This window comes from Bradyrhizobium sp. BTAi1 (assembly GCF_000015165.1).
GTDB classification, from domain to species: Bacteria; Pseudomonadota; Alphaproteobacteria; order Rhizobiales; family Xanthobacteraceae; genus Bradyrhizobium; species Bradyrhizobium denitrificans.
This window is the reverse complement of sequence record NC_009485.1, coordinates 229220-246279: the sequence shown is the minus strand read 5'-3', so window position 1 is coordinate 246279 and position 17060 is coordinate 229220. Positions and strand designations below refer to the sequence as shown.

At 66.5% G+C, this 17060-nt stretch carries 15 protein-coding genes and 1 tRNA gene; 4 read left to right on the top strand and 12 right to left on the bottom strand.

Features of this window, described 5'->3' with window-relative positions:
* Positions 1-168: 168 nt before the first annotated feature.
* Entirely contained in the window at positions 169-2352 is a 2184-nt protein-coding gene (locus BBTA_RS40590; protein ID WP_012040590.1) for an OmpA family protein, read from the bottom strand.
* On the opposite strand from BBTA_RS40590, the gene BBTA_RS41195 reads away from it, so the two are divergent.
* Positions 2242-2553 (top strand): hypothetical protein, encoded by a 312-nt coding sequence (locus BBTA_RS41195; protein WP_148221379.1) that lies wholly within the window; start codon positions 2242-2244, stop codon positions 2551-2553. The two genes, BBTA_RS40590 and BBTA_RS41195, sit on opposite strands and share 111 nt — an antisense overlap.
* A gap of 132 nt (positions 2554-2685) precedes the next feature.
* Here BBTA_RS41195 and BBTA_RS01140 read toward each other — a convergent pair whose 3' ends face one another.
* The 9 genes from BBTA_RS01140 to sdhC all read right to left on the bottom strand — a co-directional run bounded on the left by BBTA_RS01140 (position 2686) and on the right by sdhC (position 12183).
* On the bottom strand, positions 2686-2904 hold the full coding sequence (locus BBTA_RS01140; RefSeq protein ID WP_012040589.1) for a hypothetical protein: 219 nt from the start codon (positions 2902-2904) through the stop codon (positions 2686-2688).
* Positions 2904-3389 (bottom strand): pyridoxamine 5'-phosphate oxidase family protein, encoded by a 486-nt coding sequence (locus BBTA_RS01135; protein ID WP_012040588.1) that lies wholly within the window; start codon positions 3387-3389, stop codon positions 2904-2906. The genes BBTA_RS01140 and BBTA_RS01135 overlap by 1 nt, the downstream gene beginning before the upstream one ends.
* 85 nt (positions 3390-3474) lie before the next feature.
* Positions 3475-4302 (bottom strand): FkbM family methyltransferase, encoded by an 828-nt coding sequence (locus tag BBTA_RS01130; protein ID WP_012040587.1) that lies wholly within the window; start codon positions 4300-4302, stop codon positions 3475-3477.
* 137 nt (positions 4303-4439) lie between these two features.
* Positions 4440-6395 carry an ABC transporter ATP-binding protein/permease gene (locus BBTA_RS01125; protein WP_012040586.1) on the bottom strand — a complete coding sequence of 652 codons (1956 nt, stop codon included), beginning with the start codon at positions 6393-6395 and terminating at the stop codon, positions 4440-4442.
* Between the two features lie 57 nt (positions 6396-6452).
* The gene (locus BBTA_RS01120) at positions 6453-8603 is read right to left on the bottom strand and encodes a hybrid sensor histidine kinase/response regulator (RefSeq protein WP_012040585.1); all 2151 of its coding nucleotides are present in this window, start codon (positions 8601-8603) and stop codon (positions 6453-6455) included.
* Positions 8604-8734: 131 nt separating this feature from the next.
* Positions 8735-9517 carry a succinate dehydrogenase iron-sulfur subunit gene (locus BBTA_RS01115; protein WP_012040584.1) on the bottom strand — a complete coding sequence of 261 codons (783 nt, stop codon included), beginning with the start codon at positions 9515-9517 and terminating at the stop codon, positions 8735-8737.
* Between the two features lie 33 nt (positions 9518-9550).
* Positions 9551-11386 (bottom strand): succinate dehydrogenase flavoprotein subunit, encoded by a 1836-nt coding sequence (gene sdhA, locus BBTA_RS01110; protein ID WP_012040583.1) that lies wholly within the window; start codon positions 11384-11386, stop codon positions 9551-9553.
* A gap of 3 nt (positions 11387-11389) precedes the next feature.
* Positions 11390-11764 (bottom strand): succinate dehydrogenase, hydrophobic membrane anchor protein, encoded by a 375-nt coding sequence (gene sdhD, locus BBTA_RS01105; protein ID WP_012040582.1) that lies wholly within the window; start codon positions 11762-11764, stop codon positions 11390-11392.
* A gap of 20 nt (positions 11765-11784) precedes the next feature.
* A complete protein-coding gene (gene sdhC / locus BBTA_RS01100) occupies positions 11785-12183 on the bottom strand; it encodes a succinate dehydrogenase, cytochrome b556 subunit (RefSeq protein ID WP_041750248.1) in 399 nt (132 codons plus the stop codon).
* A gap of 575 nt (positions 12184-12758) precedes the next feature.
* Between sdhC and BBTA_RS01095 the strand changes: the two genes are divergently transcribed.
* Complete coding sequence (locus tag BBTA_RS01095) at positions 12759-13016, top strand: hypothetical protein (RefSeq protein ID WP_012040580.1); 258 nt, start codon at positions 12759-12761, stop codon at positions 13014-13016.
* A 6-nt stretch (positions 13017-13022) separates the two neighbouring features.
* On the opposite strand, the gene BBTA_RS01090 is transcribed toward BBTA_RS01095, so the two are convergent.
* Positions 13023-14549: a malonyl-CoA synthase gene (locus BBTA_RS01090; RefSeq protein WP_012040579.1), complete on the bottom strand. Its 1527-nt coding sequence runs from the start codon at positions 14547-14549 to the stop codon at positions 13023-13025.
* 179 nt (positions 14550-14728) lie between these two features.
* Between BBTA_RS01090 and BBTA_RS01085 the strand changes: the two genes are divergently transcribed.
* Complete coding sequence (locus BBTA_RS01085) at positions 14729-15487, top strand: SDR family oxidoreductase (protein WP_012040578.1); 759 nt, start codon at positions 14729-14731, stop codon at positions 15485-15487.
* A gap of 211 nt (positions 15488-15698) precedes the next feature.
* Here BBTA_RS01085 and BBTA_RS01080 read toward each other — a convergent pair.
* Positions 15699-15785: transfer RNA gene (locus BBTA_RS01080), tRNA-Leu, on the bottom strand.
* A 236-nt stretch (positions 15786-16021) separates the two neighbouring features.
* Here BBTA_RS01080 and BBTA_RS01075 point away from each other — a divergent pair.
* A complete protein-coding gene (locus tag BBTA_RS01075) occupies positions 16022-16990 on the top strand; it encodes a complex I NDUFA9 subunit family protein (protein WP_012040577.1) in 969 nt (322 codons plus the stop codon).
* Positions 16991-17060 lie beyond the last annotated feature (70 nt).

Sequence of the window (17060 nt, the reverse complement as noted above, 5' to 3'; positions counted from 1 at the left end):
AGATCTCGTAACAGACGGTCGTAGCTCCAGCCGGCGCAAAACTTGATCCGGTGAGCGTGGGTCCCCGCCTCGCGGCGACGACACAGAACACCACCAAACGGATTGCCACCAACAAAAATGGCCGGGATCGCTCCCGGCCATTTTCATTTTTGCCTCGGTCGCGGCGCCTCAGCGCGGCGGCGCGATGCCCGGGGGCGGCGGCGGCAGCGCGGCCTGGCCGCCATTCAGCAGCGGCGTGATGCGGCGGACCGTGACGCGGCGGTTGATGCGGCTCGGTCCCTGCGTCTGCTCCTTGAGGTACTGCTCGCCATAACCCTGTGACGTCAGGTTCTCGGCGGGAACGCCGAATTGCTGGGTCAGCAAGGTCGCGACCGATTCGGCACGGCGGTCCGAGAGCGACAGATTGTCGGTCTCGTTGCCGACCGCATCGGTATGGCCCTCGATCAGGAAGACCTCGCGCGGGTTGCGCTGGATTGCCTGGTTGAGGCCGTCGGCGATGACCTGAAGCTTCGCCACTTGATCAGGGCCGATCTCCCACGATCCCGTCTCGAAGGTGATCGTGTTGAGATCGATCGACGGCATCAGCTGTCGCACCGACGGCGAGTAGCGGACTTCATCGAGCGAGTAGCGGCGCTGGACGCGCTCCACGGGCGGCGCGACCAACGTGTCGTAGATGACATCCGGCGGCGCCTCCTCGGCGTCGACGATGTAGCGGTTGTAGGGGATGCGGATCTCCGGCGGCGGCAGATCCACATAGAAGCCGCCGACCGCCTGGGGATCGCGGTAGGTGTTGTCGATGATGATGATCTCGCGGCCGCCGATGTCGCGGCGGATACGGCGCAGCAGCCGGCCGTCGGGCGCGGTGATTGTCACGATCTGGCTGCCGTCCGGGCGGATCACCACGGTGCGGGTCTCGCCGCGGTCCTCCCGCATCACGCGGATGTCGCGGGCGCCGTAGCGGAAGCGCTCGAGCTCGTCATGACGCACGAACTCCTGCCCGCCCGGATCGCGCACGATGACGCGGCCGGGCTCATAGATCAGGGTGCGACCACCTTCCTGGACCTCGCGGCGCTGACCGCGGAAGTCCTCGAGGCGCTGCGGTCCCACCAAGGGTGCGCCAGGCGCAATCGGCGTGAGCTGCTGGGGTGACGGTGGTGGCGGCGCGGGAATCGGAGCTGCCACCTGCGGCGGCGGCCGATTGGTCATCGCCGGCGGTCCAGCGGGCGGCACCGCACCCTGCGCACCGGCTCCGGGACCAGATCCCGGTCCAGGCGCCGGCGTCGCTGCCGGTCCGCCGGGTCCAGGAGCGGCCGTGCCGGGACCCGGACCAGCGGCGCCGGGTCCTGCAGCAGGACCCGGTCCTGCCGCCGGCGGTGGCGTCGGTGGCGTGCCGGGACGTGGGCCGGGCGACGGCGTGCCGGGCTGCGCATTCGGGGGCGGCGTCTGTGCAGCCGGAGGCGTCGCCGGTGAAGGCGGCGTTCCGGGCCCGGGTGCGACGGTTCCGGCGGGCGGCGTCGGCGCGCCGCGCGGCGGGGGTGCCCCCTGGGGAGCACCGGGCGGCGGAGCGCCGGCACCTGGCTGTATCGGGGGCCGCTGCCCGGGGCCACCTGGAGGAGTCGGCGCCGGCGTCGGCTGCGGAGACGGCGCCGCGGACCGCGGTGGCGTGTGCGCAGGCGGTGGCGCGTTCCCCGCCGCTGGAGGCGAAGGTGGCGGTGTCACGGGTGACGGCGGCGTTCCCGGCCGCTGGTTCGGTGCCGAACTCGACGGAGGCGGCGGGGCGGGCGTGGCCGCGGGTGGCGTGGGCGGCGTTGGACGCACGGGAGCAGCCGCCGGCGGAGGCGCAGGCGGAGTCGCCGGGCGTGCCGGCTCATGCGGCGAAGCCGGGGGAGGTGCGGGAGGCGGCGGGGTGTGCACCGGCGGAGCCGCGACCGGCGGCGCGGGACGCGACGGCGGAGGCGCAGGCGGCTCGGCCCGTGAAGGCGGCGGCGCCGCATGGGGCGGCTCAGCCCGCGGCGGCGGCGGGGGCGGCGGCGGAGCAGCCGGACGTGGTGGCTCGGCCCGCGGCGGAGGGGGCGGCGGTGGGGGCGCTGGACGCGGCGGCTCGGCCCGCGGCGGAGGAGGTGGGGGAGGAGGAGCCGGCGCAGGACGCGGGGCCGCTGCCGGTGGCGGCGCGGGCGGCGGAGGTGCCGGGCGTGGCGCAGCAGCCGGCGGCGGCGCGGGAGGCGGCGGAGGCGCAGCCTGATGCGGTGGCGGCGCGCCGGGGCCGGGTCGCTGCGGCTGACCTTGCGGCTGCTGTTTCGGTCGGCCGTCCGGACCGACTTCGCCGCCGCCCGGACCTTGGGCGACGACCATCGGCGTCCCCTGCGCGTAGGATCCGGAGCTCGTCAGTTGCATTGCCGACAGCGCGGTCGTCGCAAGCAGCAGGACGCGAAGTTTGCTCATGTGAATTGTTTTCCCGAGACGTTCTTTTTGAAGCACGGCGTGATCAACAGCTATGCGTTAGGCTGGATTGTGGCGGGGTTCAAATTCGCGCGGCGATTTATTTCGACGTGAACCGGCTGCCGGACCGCCGTCATTCATGTTCCATTCAACCTTGATTTTCAAGGGCTTGCCGGGATTTAACGCTGCGGTGCCGGCATACGCCGGTACCCTGCTCTGTCCATCATCATCACGGCTCAACCACGATCAATCCGTGGCCGGATTCGGCGTGGTCGGCCCCTGCGGTCCGCGCGCCGGCACCTCGCTGGGTGTTTCGCCCGGCAGCTCGCGCGGAGGCGCCGGCATATCCGGCTCGTGCATCGGCGGCGGCACTTCGGGATTCGGATTGCCGAGCGGGTCCTCCGGGGGTGGCTCCATCGGACGACCCGGCGTCGCCGGCGGAATCTCGGGCGGCTCGATCGGCATCACATCGAAACCTTGCGGTTGTCGCCGATGTCGGGACGCGTGCCGGTGACGGCTGCGGCCGCCATTTTGACGTAGCTGACAACTGTACCCGGAGAATCCCAGAACTCGGCGTCATCGGGCGTGATCTTCAGCAGCCGAATGTTCGGATCCTCGGCGCTGTCCCACCACGCTTTTGCCGTCGTCGTGAACAGGTCGCGGATCTTGTTGCGGTCGTTCGAAACGGCGGCGGTCCCGGTCAGCGATACGTATGTCTGGCTGCCTGCATCCGCGAATGACAAATTGACCTGGGGATTGCGCGCGATCTCCTCATCCTTGTGATGCCGCGCATCAGTGAGGAAGTAGATCATGTTCTCGTCACGCGCGAGATAGGCGCTCATCGGCCGCGCACGGAGCTTGTTACCGTCGCGCGTGACCAGCATGGCAAAGCCGATCTTCTTCATCAGGTCCCAGGCGCGATCCTGATCGCGCATGTCGTTGTTGCTCATGGTCCGCTCCCTGGAATGTCAGGAGCGATAACGCCGCGGCGCGCCGCGATGTTCCGACCTCCGCAACGGAACCGGTGCGGCGAATTCAGCCGCGCAGCAGCAGCGTGTTGCTGCGTGTCCGCCCGATCTCGCGATAGCCCCGGCCGATCATGTCTGCGAGGCAATCGTTCTGCCATTCGTCGCGGGACAGATGTTCGATGACGACCGCGCGCGGCCACAGCAGGTCAGGGGCATGTCTGAAGAAGCAGGTCAGAACGCGATCCTCGAATCCCTCGACATCGATCTTCAACGCGTCGATCCGGGTCGCGCCAGCCTGTTCGAGGATGGCCTGCAGCCGCAGCGATGGAACCTTGATGGCCTCACTCCCGGCGGCGCCGACCACGATGTGGCTGGCGCCGAGATTGACGCCATCGGTTTCGATCATCACCTCGCCATCGCTATCGCCGGCCGCGACGGCGAACAGCTTCACTTGCGGCAGGGCCGAGGCATCGCGGTTGAAGGCAAGCCGCGCATGGGTCACGGGATGCGGCTCGATCGCGATCACCAGGCCGGTCGGCCCGACATGGCGCGCGAGCGGCAATGCGAAGGTGCCGACATTGGCGCCAACATCGACCGCCACTCCGCCCGGCGGAATGTGACTGCGCAGAAAATCCAGCTCCTCACGATTATACTCGGGATTGAACAGGGCTCCGCGCTCCGTCGCGCTGACCTGATGATGAAAGCGGAAACGCGCCCCTTGATAGTCGACATCGAGCGGTCCCGCGCGGAGCAGATTGACGATGCGGGTCAGCATCGGCCGGAATGCACCACGCTTCAAGCCGGATCCGCGCGCAACCCGGACGACGAGCGCCTGCGCGGCGTTGGGAGCGAAGGCTCCAAAGGGGGCGGGAGAAGGATCGTTGTCTGGCGTCAAAGTCGCGTCCTGAGCTGAGGCGACGTGTGATAGCCGGTTTTGCAGCGGACTCCAATGCGGAGGGCGTGGCGCGATTGTGTCCTCTCTGAGACCGTGCGCGGCACGATCGTCGTTGATCGGCGACCTCGCGCGCCCGTTCAGAGCTGCTTGCGCTGGCGCAGAAACCGGCCGATGAGGCGCCGCTTACCTTTGCGCGGGATCAGGTCGATATCGCTCACGAGCTTGGCGCCGCCCTTGCGCCGTTCCAGCACGATCTTCCGGCTGTGAAACGCTTCGAGCTCAGCACGATGCGCGACGCTGACGATGGTCGCCTTCGGCAGCTCGCTCGTCACGACCTGCATCATGCGATCCTGGCTCTTCTCATCGAGCGCGGAGGTGGCCTCGTCGAGCACCACGATATCCGGGCTGTGCAGCAACAGTCGCGCGAAGGCGAGGCGCTGCTTCTCGCCGCCGGACAGGGTTTGATCCCAAGGAGCCTCTTCCTCGATCCGATCCTTGAGATGATCGAGTCCGACCTTGTGCAGCGCGTCGGCGACCTGCTCGACAGGCCAATCCTCAGCTGCGCCGGGATAGGCCACCGCACGGCGCAGACTGCCTGACGGCACGTAGGGCCGCTGCGGCAACATGAACAGGCGGCGATCGGGATGAAAGTTGATGCTGCCACCGCCCCACGGCCACAGGCCGGCAATGGCGCGCACAAGAGTGCTCTTGCCGGTCCCCGACTCGCCGGCCACGAGCAGACGTTCGCCGGGATCGACCACGACCTCGGTCTCGCCGACGACCGCAGTGCCGTCATCGAGCGTCACCGAAAGATCGTTCAAGCTCAGCATTGCGTCGCCCGTCGTCTCGCCGTGCTTGATGCGGCCGAGTCCATCGCCGCGCTCCGCGCGTTCGAGCGCATCGAGCGACATCATCAACGAGGCGATACGGCGGGCGCAGGCATTCCAGTCCGCCAGCCGCGGATAATTGTCGACCAACCAGCCGAAGGCGGTCTGCACGATGGTGAACGCGCTCGCAGCCTGCATGACCTGACCAAGCGTCATGCTGCCATCGAGAAACTTCGGTGCGCACAGCAACAGCGGCACGACCGGCGCGATGAGGCTCGAGCCCTGCGACACAAGTGTCGTGCGCATGTGCTGCCCGGCGAGCCGCGCCCATTGTCCCAGGACGTTGCCGAACGTCCGATCGATGCCAGCACGCTCCTCGGCTTCGCCGCCGAGCAACGCGATGCTTTCGCCGTTTTCGCGCACGCGCGTCAGCGCGTAGCGGAAGTCGGCCTCCGCCTGATTCTTGTCCTCGGACGTCTGCACAAAGCGACGGCCGATCGTCACGATCGAGCCCGAAGCGATGGCGGCGTAGATCACCGCGGCCAGCACGAGGAAGCCCGGGATCGTGAGCTCCGTGCCGCCCAAGCGCAATGTGAGCGCACCGCCAATGGTCCAGAGTACGACGATGAAGGTTGCCGCCGAGAGCAGCGCCGAGGTGACCCCGGCCACGAAATCGACCGGTGAGTCGGTCGCGATGCGCAGATCCTCAGCGATCCTGTATTCCGGGTTCTTGTGATCGCCACTGACGAGATTGAGCTGATAGTAGCGCCCGGAGGCCAGCCAGCGCGTGATGATGCTGTTCGTCAGCCAGGCGCGCCAGCGGCGCTGGATCGCCATCCGGGCATAGACCTGCGCGACGGCCAGAATCACGCTGCCGATCGCCAGCGGGAAGAAGATCGCGGTCAGATGGAAAACGGTCGCCGAATCGCGCTTCTCGATCGCGTCGAAGATCGACCGATTCCAGACGTTGATGCCATATTGAAACGCGACGGTGCCGACGATCGGGGTCAGAAGGCCGATCGTGAAGGGCCAGGCCAGGCGGTCGCCGGCTGCTCCCCAATAGCCGTGCGCGCTGATCCAGAACCGCGTCAGCAGATAGCGCTTGCGGACCTGTTCGGCTTCCTCCGGCGACAGTTCAGGGTCGGGCTCCACCACCTCCGGCGGAGGCGGCTCGACCTGCGCGCCGTTTTCGGCGGCGATCTCGATGATCGGCGCCTCATCAGCCGACGACACAGCGGGCCGCGCGATGTCCTGGACCTGTCCCATTCGCCGACAACGGCGGGCCAAGTAGAAGGTTCCGCGACTCAGTTCCCGCTCCGATGATCAGCGCATCTCCGAGCTCGGAGCCACCGGCGGCGCACGGTGGAGCGGGACCGGCACCACCTTGTGCAGCACGCGCGACAATTCTTCGATCGAATACGGCTTGCGCAACAGTTCGAAGCCATTGGTACCCTGCTGCGCCAGCACATGGCTGTAGCCACTCGCCAGCACTATGGGGATGTTGAGCTCGAGCCGGCGAATCTCCTCGGCAAGTTCGAGACCGGTCATCCCCGGCATCACGACGTCGGTGAAAACGACATCGAACCGGCTCCCGCCGTCGATCAGCTCTTCCAGGGCGTCCCTGGCGTTGTCGACGAGGGTCGTGAGATAGCCGAGCTCGGCGAGCGCCTCGGTCGCGGATCTGCCCACGTCGATATTGTCCTCGACCACAAGCACCGCCATGCCGCGGCCGCCGATCGGCACCGCATGCCCGCCAGCATCGCCCCTTGGCTGCTCGGCCGGCGCGACACGCGGCAGATAAAGCGTGAACGTGGTGCCCTTGCCGAGTTCGCTGGTCACACCGATCTCGCCACCGGACTGCTTGGCGAAACCGAACACCTGCGACAGGCCGAGCCCGGTGCCCTGGCCGATCGTCTTGGTGGTGAAGAAAGGTTCGAAGATCCGACTGAACTGCTGCTGAGGAATACCGATGCCGGTGTCCTGGACAGCGAGCGCGACATAGCCGAGCGGCGGACGCTCCTGCGGCGCCGCGGGCGTCGGCAGATCGGACGCTGCCGTCACACTGATCACCAGTTGGCCCTGACCGGCCATCGCATCCCGCGCATTGACCGCCATGTTGATGAGGGCCGTTTCGAACTGGCCGGCATCGGCGTTGACGTAGCAGGGCTCGTCGGGAACGGAGGTCACGATCTCGATGCGCGAGCCCACCAGCGTCTTGACCATGTCGCGCAGCGTGACGACGCTGCGGCTGATGTCGAACACCTCCGGCTTCAGCGTTTGGCGCCGGGCGAAGGCGAGGAGCTGAGACGTCAATTTGGACGCGCGCGCCACGGTGTCCGAGATCGCATCAATGTAGCGCAGCCGCCGCTCCTCCGGCAGGTTGGCGCGGCGCAGCAGGTCGGCTGACGCCCGAATGACGGTCAGGAGATTGTTGAAATCATGCGCGACGCCGCCGGTGAGCTGGCCCAGCGCTTCCATGCGCTGGCCGTGCCTGAGGGCATCTTCCGCCTCCAGGCGACGGGCCGCTTCGATATAGAAGCGCTCAGTCCGGCGCCGCGCCATCGCCAGGAAGACGACGAGCAGCGCGGTTGCCGGGATGCCGAAGATCAGGTGCCGGCCCATCGTGCCGAGCCAGCGATCGCGGATCGTCGCCGTCTCCAACCCTGCCGAGACGTAGACCGGAAATCCGGCGAGACGCTGATAGCCGACGCGGCGCTCGAGTCCGTCGATCGGCGAGGTTTCGGTGACAAGTTGCTCCGTATCGGCGGCGGCCGCCGGAACATCGTTCGGCGGCGGGCCCGCGCTGCGCTGCGCCGCCGGAAAGCGTGCCAGAACAAGACCGTCGAAGCGGCGCAGCGCGAAGTAGCTGCCCGGCGCGCGTCCGATCCGGGCATAGAAGTGCTCGAAATAATCCGGCAGCACCGAAGCCTGGATCACGCCGGTGAAGCGGCCGTCCGCGCTCTGGCGGCGGCGGCTCACACTGAAGAACGCAGCGCCATGGTCGGGCGGCCGCGGCGTCAGTGCAGCACCGACGAAGCTGCCGGCGTTGGTCGTCACATGGGCGCTGAAGTAGTCGCGGTCGGCGAAGATCATATCCGGCGCCGGATAGATCATGCTGCTCACCAACGGACGACCCTGGACATCGAACACCCAGGCGGACTTCATCTGCGGCAAAGTATCCGAGAGCTGACGCAGCCGGCCATGCAGCGCCTGCTCGCGGGCCTTGATCTCGGCGTCGGAGAGATCACGGACGATCTCGTCGATCTCCGACAGGCTGCGGTCGATGGTCTCGAACACCTTCTCGGCATGCTCGTGGACGACATCCAGCGAGCGACGGATGTCGCGATCGGCCTCCTCGCAGGTCGAACCGTAGGAGACATAGGCCGCGACCAGGAACAGCGCGACCGGCAGCGCGAGCGACGCCACCATCATCCATCGCAGCATGATCAGCGATTTGCGTTGTGCGGTCTGCACGGTCGCTCCGGCCCCCAAAAGACCACGAGCTTAACGCAATCGGCCAAAGCTACAAACCAGCTGCGCCCGGAACTTATGACGGTTCCGGGCGCAAGCTCCGATGATCGATCGTTTGGTCGGCTGGCGCCCGGCTAGATCTGGCGCTCGACCAGCTTCAGCTTGAGCTCGGCGATCGCCTCGGCCGGGTTGAGGCCCTTCGGGCAGGCCTTGGCGCAATTCATGATGGTGTGGCAGCGGTAGAGCCGGAACGGGTCCTCGAGATTGTCGAGCCGCTCGCCGGTCGCCTCGTCGCGGCTGTCCTTGACCCACCGGTTGGCCTGCAGCAGCGCCGCCGGTCCGAGATAGCGCTGGCTGTTCCACCAATAGCTCGGGCACGAGGTCGAGCAGCAGGCGCACAGGATGCACTCGTAGAGACCGTCGAGCTTTTCGCGATCCTCGTGGCTCTGCCGCCATTCCTTCTGCGGCGTCGGCGAGGTCGTCTTCAACCACGGCTCGATCGAAGCGTATTGCGCGTAGAAGTTGGTGAGATCCGGTACGAGGTCCTTGACCACCGGCTGATGCGGCAGCGGGTTGATCTTGACCGCGCCATCCTTCACGTCGTGCATCGACTTGGTGCAGGCCAGGGTGTTCTGGCCGTCGATGTTCATCGCGCAGGAGCCGCACACGCCCTCGCGGCAGGAGCGGCGGAAGGTCAGCGACGGATCGATATGGTTCTTGATCCAGATCAGACCGTCGAGCACCATCGGGCCGCAATCATTGACGTCGACATAATAGGTATCAACGCTCGGATTCTTGCCGTCATCCGGATTCCAACGATAGACCTTGAACTCGCGGACCTCGGTAGCGCCCACCGGCTTCGGCCAGGTCTTGCCGCCGGTGATCTGCGAATTCTTGGGAAGTGCGAACTCAGCCATTTCGGGAGGCCTTCTTTGTTATGACGGACGGGCTCAGTACACACGCGCTTTCGGCGGGATGTACTGCACGTCGTTGGTCATGGTGTAGTTGTGCACCGGGCGGTAATCGATCGTGGTCTGGCCGTTCTGGTCGATCCACGCCAGCGTGTGCTTCATCCAGTTCTTGTCGTCGCGATCCGGGAAGTCCTCGCGGGCATGCGCGCCGCGGCTCTCGGTGCGATTGGCGGCGGAGTCCATCGTGACCACCGCCTGGGCGATCAGATTGTCGAACTCCAAGGTCTCGATCAGGTCGGAATTCCACACCAGCGAACGGTCGGAGACGGCAATGTCGCCGATGCCGCCATGGACCTTGTGGATCAGGTTGTGGCCTTCCTGCAGCACTTCGCCGGTGCGGAACACGGCGCAGTTGGTCTGCATCACATGCTGCATGCTCTCGCGCAGCTTCGCCGTCGGCGTGCCGCCGGAGGCGTAGCGATAACGGTCGAGCCGGCTGAGCGCCATGTCGGCCGAGTCCTTCGGCAGATCCGGCTGCTTGCCGTTCGGCGTCAGCTTCTCCGCGAGCCGCAGCGCGGCAGCGCGTCCGAACACGACGAGGTCGATCAGCGAGTTCGAGCCGAGCCGGTTGGCGCCGTGCACGGAGACGCAGGCCGCCTCGCCCACCGCCATCAGGCCGGGCACGATGGCGTTGTCGTCGCCGTCCTTCTTGGTCAGCACCTCGGCGTGATAGTTGGTCGGGATGCCGCCCATGTTGTAGTGCACCGTCGGCACGATCGGGATCGGCTCGCGGGTCACGTCGACATTGGCGAAGATCTTGGCCGATTCGGAGATGCCCGGCAGACGCTCGGCCAGCACCTTCGGATCGAGATGGTCGAGATGCAGGAAGATGTGGTCCTTCTTCTTGCCGACGCCGCGGCCTTCGCGGATCTCGATGGTCATCGCGCGCGAGACGACGTCGCGCGAGGCGAGGTCCTTGGCGGACGGCGCATAGCGCTCCATGAAGCGCTCGCCCTCGGCGTTGACGAGATAGCCGCCTTCGCCGCGTGCACCCTCGGTGACCAGACAACCCGAGCCATAGATGCCAGTGGGGTGGAACTGCACGAATTCCATGTCCTGCAGTGGCAGGCCGGCGCGCAGCGCCATGCCGCCGCCGTCTCCGGTGCAGGTATGCGCCGAGGTGCAGGACGCGTAGGCGCGGCCGTAACCGCCGGTGGCCAGGATCGTGGTCTGGGCGCGGAAGCGGTGCAGCGTGCCGTCGTCGAGCTTCAGCGCGATGACGCCGCGGCAGACGCCCTGGTCGTCCATGATCAGGTCGATGGCGAAGAACTCGATGAAGAACTCCGCGGCGTGGCGCAGCGACTGGCCATACATCGTGTGCAGCATGGCGTGGCCGGTACGGTCGGCGGCGGCGCAGGTGCGCTGCGCCTGGCTCTTGCCGAAGTCGATGGTCATGCCGCCGAACGGACGCTGATAGATCTTGCCGTCTTCGGTGCGCGAGAACGGCACGCCCCAATGTTCGAGCTCGTAGACCGCGTCGGGCGCATTGCGCACCATGTATTCGATCGCGTCCTGGTCGCCGAGCCAGTCCGACCCCTTGACGGTGTCGTACATGTGCCAGCGCCAGTCGTCCTGGTGCATGTTGCCGAGCGAGGCCGAGATGCCGCCCTGCGCCGCCACGGTGTGCGAGCGGGTCGGGAACACCTTGGTGATGCAGGCCGTGCGCAGGCCCGCTTCGCTGCAGCCGACCACCGCGCGCAGTCCGGCACCGCCTGCGCCGACCACGACGACGTCGTAGGTGTGGTCCTCGATCGGATAGGCTTTTCCGTTCGTCGCGGGCGCGCCGTTCGCGCTGCCATTTGCTCCGCCGGCCATGGGCTAGACTCCAGTGGACAGTTTGATGAGGGCGTAGATCGAGGCGAGCGCCACGGTCACCGCAAAGAAGTTGTTAGCCATGATCGCAACGAGCTTAAGCGGCTCGCTGTGGACATAGTCCTCGATCACGACCTGCATGCCGATCTTCATGTGCCAGCAGCTCGCGATGACGAACAGCAGCATGATCAGCGCGATCGGCAGCGAGCCGAGGATCTGCGCAGCGCCGGCCTGGTTGCGGCCGAGCAGCATGATCACCACCACGACCACGGGCACGATCAGCAAGGTCATCGCAACCGCGGTGATGCGCTGGCGCCAGAAGTCGCTGGTGCCGGAATGGGCGGCGCCGAGGTTGCGGACGCGGCCCAGCGGGGTCCGCATCGATTTCGCGCGTGCGTCGCTCATCGGCCACCTCCCACGGCGTAAGCCACGATCCACACCAGAACGGTCAAGGTGATGCCGCCGATCAGTGCGCCCCAGGTCAAAGTCTCACGCTCGTTCGGCTTGAAGCCGTAACCGAGGTCCCAGACGAAGTGACGGATGCCGGACAACAGATGGTGCAGCAGCGCCCAGGTGTAGCCGAACATGATCAGGCGGCCGAGGAAGCTGCCCATGAAGCCCTGGACGTAGGAATAGGCGCTTGGACCGGACGCGGCGGCGATCAACCACCAGGCCAGCAGCAGCGTCCCGAAATAAAGTGCAACCCCGGTGGCGCGGTGGACGATCGACAGGATCATCGTCAGCGTCCAACGGTAGGTTTGCAGATGCGGCGAAAGCGGTCGTTCGATCCTGGCTGTCATTGGTGCTTTGATGATTTCTTGTGGGCCGTGAACGGAAGGGGCTTGCGGCCGTGCGGATCGGCAAGGCGGGCTTTATTTACGGAGAAGGAACAGGCCTTGCAACGAACAAATGGCCCAAAACCGAACAGCGATTCAGTACTAGGTCAGCAGTGAAAAAAGGATCAATGGCCACCGTGGTATGCCAGGACCCAGCACATCGATCATATAGCGAATTTCCATTCACTTCTAACTCCTCGCGCCGGCTGCCACGAACGCGGTAGAACGCGTAAATAACGCAGATCGTAGAGCATTGATTCACCGCTTAACTACGGACCTGACGACGTCGGTTTCGCGATCCGCAGGGCTCCGCGGGGCGACAAATCTGCAAGGCTGACCGGAAGGATTCGCGGGACGAAGGAACGGGTCGCGCAGGTCGCCGGCTCGGCTCTGGAACAAGTCGGCACCGGCGTGCCGCGTTCCTGCCGACCGATGCCCGTATCTTGCCGCTGGTCGATTTTGCCGCATGTCGGGCTCAGACGCCTTCACCTAGTCTGCGGTGAGACGCGAGCAAAAAAGCCGTGCTGCAGGGAGGTCCGATGCCCGTGCCAACGGTCCGGCCGACAACCACCGAACGCCCGGCAGCGCTGCCCGCGCGGCAAGCGTCCTCGCACGAGCCGGCCGAGGAGCCTTTGACCTGCATCCTCGGCTTCACCGCGGCCGGCCTGTTTGCCGCGTGTCTTGCTCTGGCCATCCAGCACGAGGTCGCTTCGTTCGCCGTGCTGGAACTGATCTTGATCTGCGCCGCGCCGCCGCTGGCGGCACTCGTGGGTCTTAGGATCGGGCGACGGCGCTAGCCGCTCTCATTTCGTATAGATGTCCTTGTACTGATCACGCAGCACGTTCTTCTGCACCTTGCCCATGGTGTTGCGCGGCAGCTCGTCGACCACGAACACGCGCTTCGGCATCTTGAACTTGGCCAGCCGGCCGTCGAGCCCCTTGAGCACGCTGGCTTCATTGACGTCAGCACCGGGGTGACGCACGACGACCGCCGTGACGCCCTCGCCGAAATCGGCATGCGGCACGCCGATGACGGCGGACTCGACCACGCCCGGCATGGCGTCGATCTCGCTCTCGATCTCCTTCGGATAGACGTTGAAGCCGCCGGAGATGACCAGATCCTTGCCGCGCCCGACGATGTGGACGTAGCCCTGCGTGTCGATCTTGCCGAGGTCGCCGGTGATGAAGAAGCCGTCAGGACGGAACTCCGACTTGGTCTTCTCCGGCATCCGCCAATAGCCCTTGAACACGTTCGGGCCCTTCACCTCGATCATGCCGATCTCGTCGCGCGCGAGCTCCTTGCCGGTCTCGGGATCGGTCACGCGCACGGACACGCCAGGCAGCGGGAAGCCGACCGCGCCGGGCACGCGCTCGCCATCATACGGGTTCGACGTGTTCATGTTGGTCTCGGTCATGCCGTAGCGCTCGAGCACGGCGTGGCCGGTGCGCGCGAACCATTCGCGATGGGTGTCGGCGAGCAAAGGCGCAGAGCCGGAGATGAAGAGACGCATGTGGCTGGTCGTCTCTTTGTTCAGCCGCGGGTTCTGCAGCAGCCGGGTGTAGAAGGTCGGCACGCCCATCAGCACGGTGGCGCGTGCCATCAGATTGATGATCAGGTCGGGATCGAGCTTGGGCAGGAAGATCATCGACGCGCGCGCGAACAGCGTCACGTTGCTGGCCACGAACAGGCCATGCGTATGATAGATCGGCAGCGCGTGGATCAGCACGTCGTCCTTGGTGAAGCGCCAGTAGTCGATCAGGGTCAGCGAGTTCGAGGCGAGATTGTCGTGGGACAGCATCGCGCCTTTGGAGCGGCCGGTGGTGCCTGACGTATAGAGGATCGCGGCGAGATCGTCGGCGCCGCGCGGCACGGTGGTGAACGCGGTGGCGGCCTTGTCGGCGGCCTCGGTCAGCGAGCCCTTGCCTGACGCATCGAGCGTGTCCACCGTGGCGCCGACCTTGGCAGCCAGCGTGCGGATGCCCTCGGCCTTGGCGGGATCGCACACGACGACGGTCGGCTCGGCGTCGCCGATGAAATAGTCGAGCTCGTTGAGCGTGTAGGCCGTGTTGAGCGGCAGATAGACGCCGCCGGCGCGGACCGTGGCGAGATAGAGCACGAGGCCCGACACTGATTTCTCGGTCTGCGCCGCGACGCGGTCGCCCGGCTTCACGCCCCTGCTGACCAGCACATTCGCCATCTGGCCCGCGCGCGCAATCAGGTCGCCATAGGTGATGCGCTGACCGTCATGGGTCTCGATCGCGAGGCGGCTGGGATCGTCGAGACCGTCGAACAAGCGGGCGAACAGATTGGCGTTGGCGGTCTGGTTCATGCAACATTCCCCTGGAGCGGTGACCGGCCGGCAGTGCCAGCCGGCGGAACATCGTGCTCGACGAAGACGAAAAGGGCCGGGACGGCGGATGGCACCGGCGATGTCGCCAGGGTTGCCGTCTCTGATCGAGGCTGCCTTAGCAAAAACGCCCTTTCGAAGGCAACGGGAGACGCTGGCAAATGACCAAGAGGAAACGGATCGCGTGGATCACCGGCGGCGGCACGGGCATCGGTGAGGCCGGCGCGCTGGCGCTCGCCGCCGACGGCTGGACAGTAATCGTGTCGGGCCGGCGCAAGGCTGCGCTCGAAACGGTGGCGGCGAAGATCGCGGCCGCTGGCGGCACGGCCGAGGCCGTTCCGCTCGACGTCGCCAAGGCGGCGGAGGTGCAGGCCGCGGCCGACGCCATCCTGGCGCGGCACGGCCGCATCGATCTGCTGGTGAACTCAGCCGGCGTGAACGTACCCAAGCGACGCTGGGACGACATGACGCTCGACGGCTGGAACCAGCTGGTCGAGATCAATCTCAATGGCGTGCTGTATTGCATGAAGGCGGTGCTGCCGGCGATGCGCGCGCAAGCGGACGGCACCATCATCAACGTATCGTCCTGGGCGGGACGCCATGTCTCCAAGATGCCGGGGCCGGCCTATACCTCGACCAAGCATGCGGTGCTGGCGCTGACCCACTCGTTCAACATGGAGGAATGCATGCACGGCTTGCGCGCCTGCTGCCTGATGCCGGGCGAGGTCGCGACGCCGATTCTGGAGCAGCGGCCGGTCGTGCCGAGCGCGGAAGAGCAGGCGCGGATGCTGCAGCCGGAAGACCTCGGCCGCACGATCGCGTTCGTGGCAAACATGCCGCCGCGCGTCTGCGTCAACGAGATCCTGATCAGCCCGACGTGGAATCGCGGCTTCATCCAGACGCCGGCGAACAGGGATTGAGGGTGACATGGATTGAGCTTCCGTCATCCACAGATGCGCGGTTGCGAGAACCGTGCGGAGGCCGGAGATCGATCTCGGCATGCGGTGAGACGGCGACGAAGTTCGAGCCGGCCGCGTCGGGGCTCGACCAGCGCCCGCGTCAATCCAATCACGACGCGCTTCAGCGCGGTCGCCTGTCGGACATCTCTTGTGCGGGGGAGGTCACCAAAAATGGTGCCCAGGAAAGGACTCGAACCTTCACGGCCGTTAAGCCACTGGCACCTGAAGCCAGCGCGTCTACCAATTCCGCCACCTGGGCATGTGTGGGCGGTGTGTACGGATCGGACGCGCGCTTGTCAAACCGCTGAAGGCCCAAGATGACAATTTTTCTCACCCGATACGCAAAAACACGGCTCCCTTTTCCGCGATGCGGACGATGGGCTATATAGCGGCGCAAGATGGCGGGCCGCGGGGTGCGAATCGCCGCAAAGAGCCCTCCTCCGGGCGGACGGACCGTCCGGATGCAATCCCAGGAATGATCCCATGGCAACGAATCTGGCATCGAATCTGGACACCCTCGTCACCGTGTTCGGCGGCTCCGGCTTCGTCGGCCGCAACGTGGTCCGGGCGCTGGCCAAGCGCGACTACCGCATCCGCGTCGCCGTGCGCCGGCCGGAGCTCGCTGGCCATTTGCAGCCGCTCGGCCGGGTCGGCCAGATCCACACCGTGCAGGCCAATCTGCGCTATCCCGAATCGGTCGCGGCGGCGCTGCGCGACAGCCACGTCGCCATCAACCTCGTCGGCATCCTGACCGAGAGCGGTGCCCAGACCTTCGAGGCCGTCCAGGCCGAGGGCGCCGCGAATGTCGCCAAGGCTGCGGCGGCGGCCGGCGCCCGGCTGGTGCACGTCTCGGCGATCGGCGCGGACGCGGAATCGACAGCGAGCTACGCCCGCGCCAAGGCGGCCGGCGAGGCTGCTGCGCTGGCCGCGGTGCCCGAGGCCGTGATCATGCGGCCATCGGTCGTGTTCGGTCCTGAGGACCAGTTCACCAATCGCTTTGCGGGGCTGGCGCGCATCTCGCCGTTCCTGCCGCTGATCGGCGGCGGCGAGACCAAAATGCAGCCGGTCTATGTCGGCGATGTCGCGACCGCGGTCGCGGACGCGGTCGACGGCAAGGCGCAGGCAGGTGCGACCTACGAACTCGGCGGGCCGGAGGTGCTGAGCTTCCGCGAGATTCTCAAGATCATCCTCGACATCACCGACCGCGACCGCGCGCTGCTGCCGCTGCCATTCGGGCTCGCCCGGCTGCAGGCGGCACTGCTGCAATTCGCGCCCGGACCGCTGAAGCTGACGCCGGACCAGGTCGAGCTGCTGCGCTCCGACAATGTCGTGTCGGAGACGGCGAAGGCCGCCGGGCTGACCTTGCAGGGCCTCGGCATCACGCCGGATTCGCTCGAGGCGATCGGCCCGCAATATCTCTGGCGCTTCCGTCCGGCGGGTCAATTCCAGCGCAAGAACGCGTGAGAGAGCCCCTGCCCTCTCCGCGTCATTGCGAGCGACGCGAAGCAATCCAGAGTCGTGAACGGGACCCTGG

What these genes read in the sequence shown, in the direction of transcription:
- BBTA_RS01140 (WP_012040589.1), bottom strand. Translation starts at nt 2,904, where the DNA reads ATGCCGATCGAGCCGCCCGAGATTCCGCCGGCGACGCCGGGTCGTCCG.
- sdhD (WP_012040582.1), bottom strand. Translation starts at nt 11,764, where the DNA reads ATGCGGACCCCGCTGGGCCGCGTCCGCAACCTCGGCGCCGCCCATTCC.
- BBTA_RS40590 (WP_012040590.1), bottom strand. Translation starts at nt 2,352, where the DNA reads ATGGTCGTCGCCCAAGGTCCGGGCGGCGGCGAAGTCGGTCCGGACGGC.
- BBTA_RS01090 (WP_012040579.1), bottom strand. Translation starts at nt 14,549, where the DNA reads ATGAACCAGACCGCCAACGCCAATCTGTTCGCCCGCTTGTTCGACGGT.
- BBTA_RS01125 (WP_012040586.1), bottom strand. Translation starts at nt 6,395, where the DNA reads ATGGGACAGGTCCAGGACATCGCGCGGCCCGCTGTGTCGTCGGCTGAT.
- sdhA (WP_012040583.1), bottom strand. Translation starts at nt 11,386, where the DNA reads ATGGCCGGCGGAGCAAATGGCAGCGCGAACGGCGCGCCCGCGACGAAC.
- BBTA_RS01095 (WP_012040580.1), top strand. Translation starts at nt 12,759, where the DNA reads ATGCCCGTGCCAACGGTCCGGCCGACAACCACCGAACGCCCGGCAGCG.
- BBTA_RS01115 (WP_012040584.1), bottom strand. Translation starts at nt 9,517, where the DNA reads ATGGCTGAGTTCGCACTTCCCAAGAATTCGCAGATCACCGGCGGCAAG.
- sdhC (WP_041750248.1), bottom strand. Translation starts at nt 12,183, where the DNA reads ATGACAGCCAGGATCGAACGACCGCTTTCGCCGCATCTGCAAACCTAC.
- BBTA_RS41195 (WP_148221379.1), top strand. Translation starts at nt 2,242, where the DNA reads ATGCGGTGGCGGCGCGCCGGGGCCGGGTCGCTGCGGCTGACCTTGCGG.
- BBTA_RS01135 (WP_012040588.1), bottom strand. Translation starts at nt 3,389, where the DNA reads ATGAGCAACAACGACATGCGCGATCAGGATCGCGCCTGGGACCTGATG.
- BBTA_RS01085 (WP_012040578.1), top strand. Translation starts at nt 14,729, where the DNA reads ATGACCAAGAGGAAACGGATCGCGTGGATCACCGGCGGCGGCACGGGC.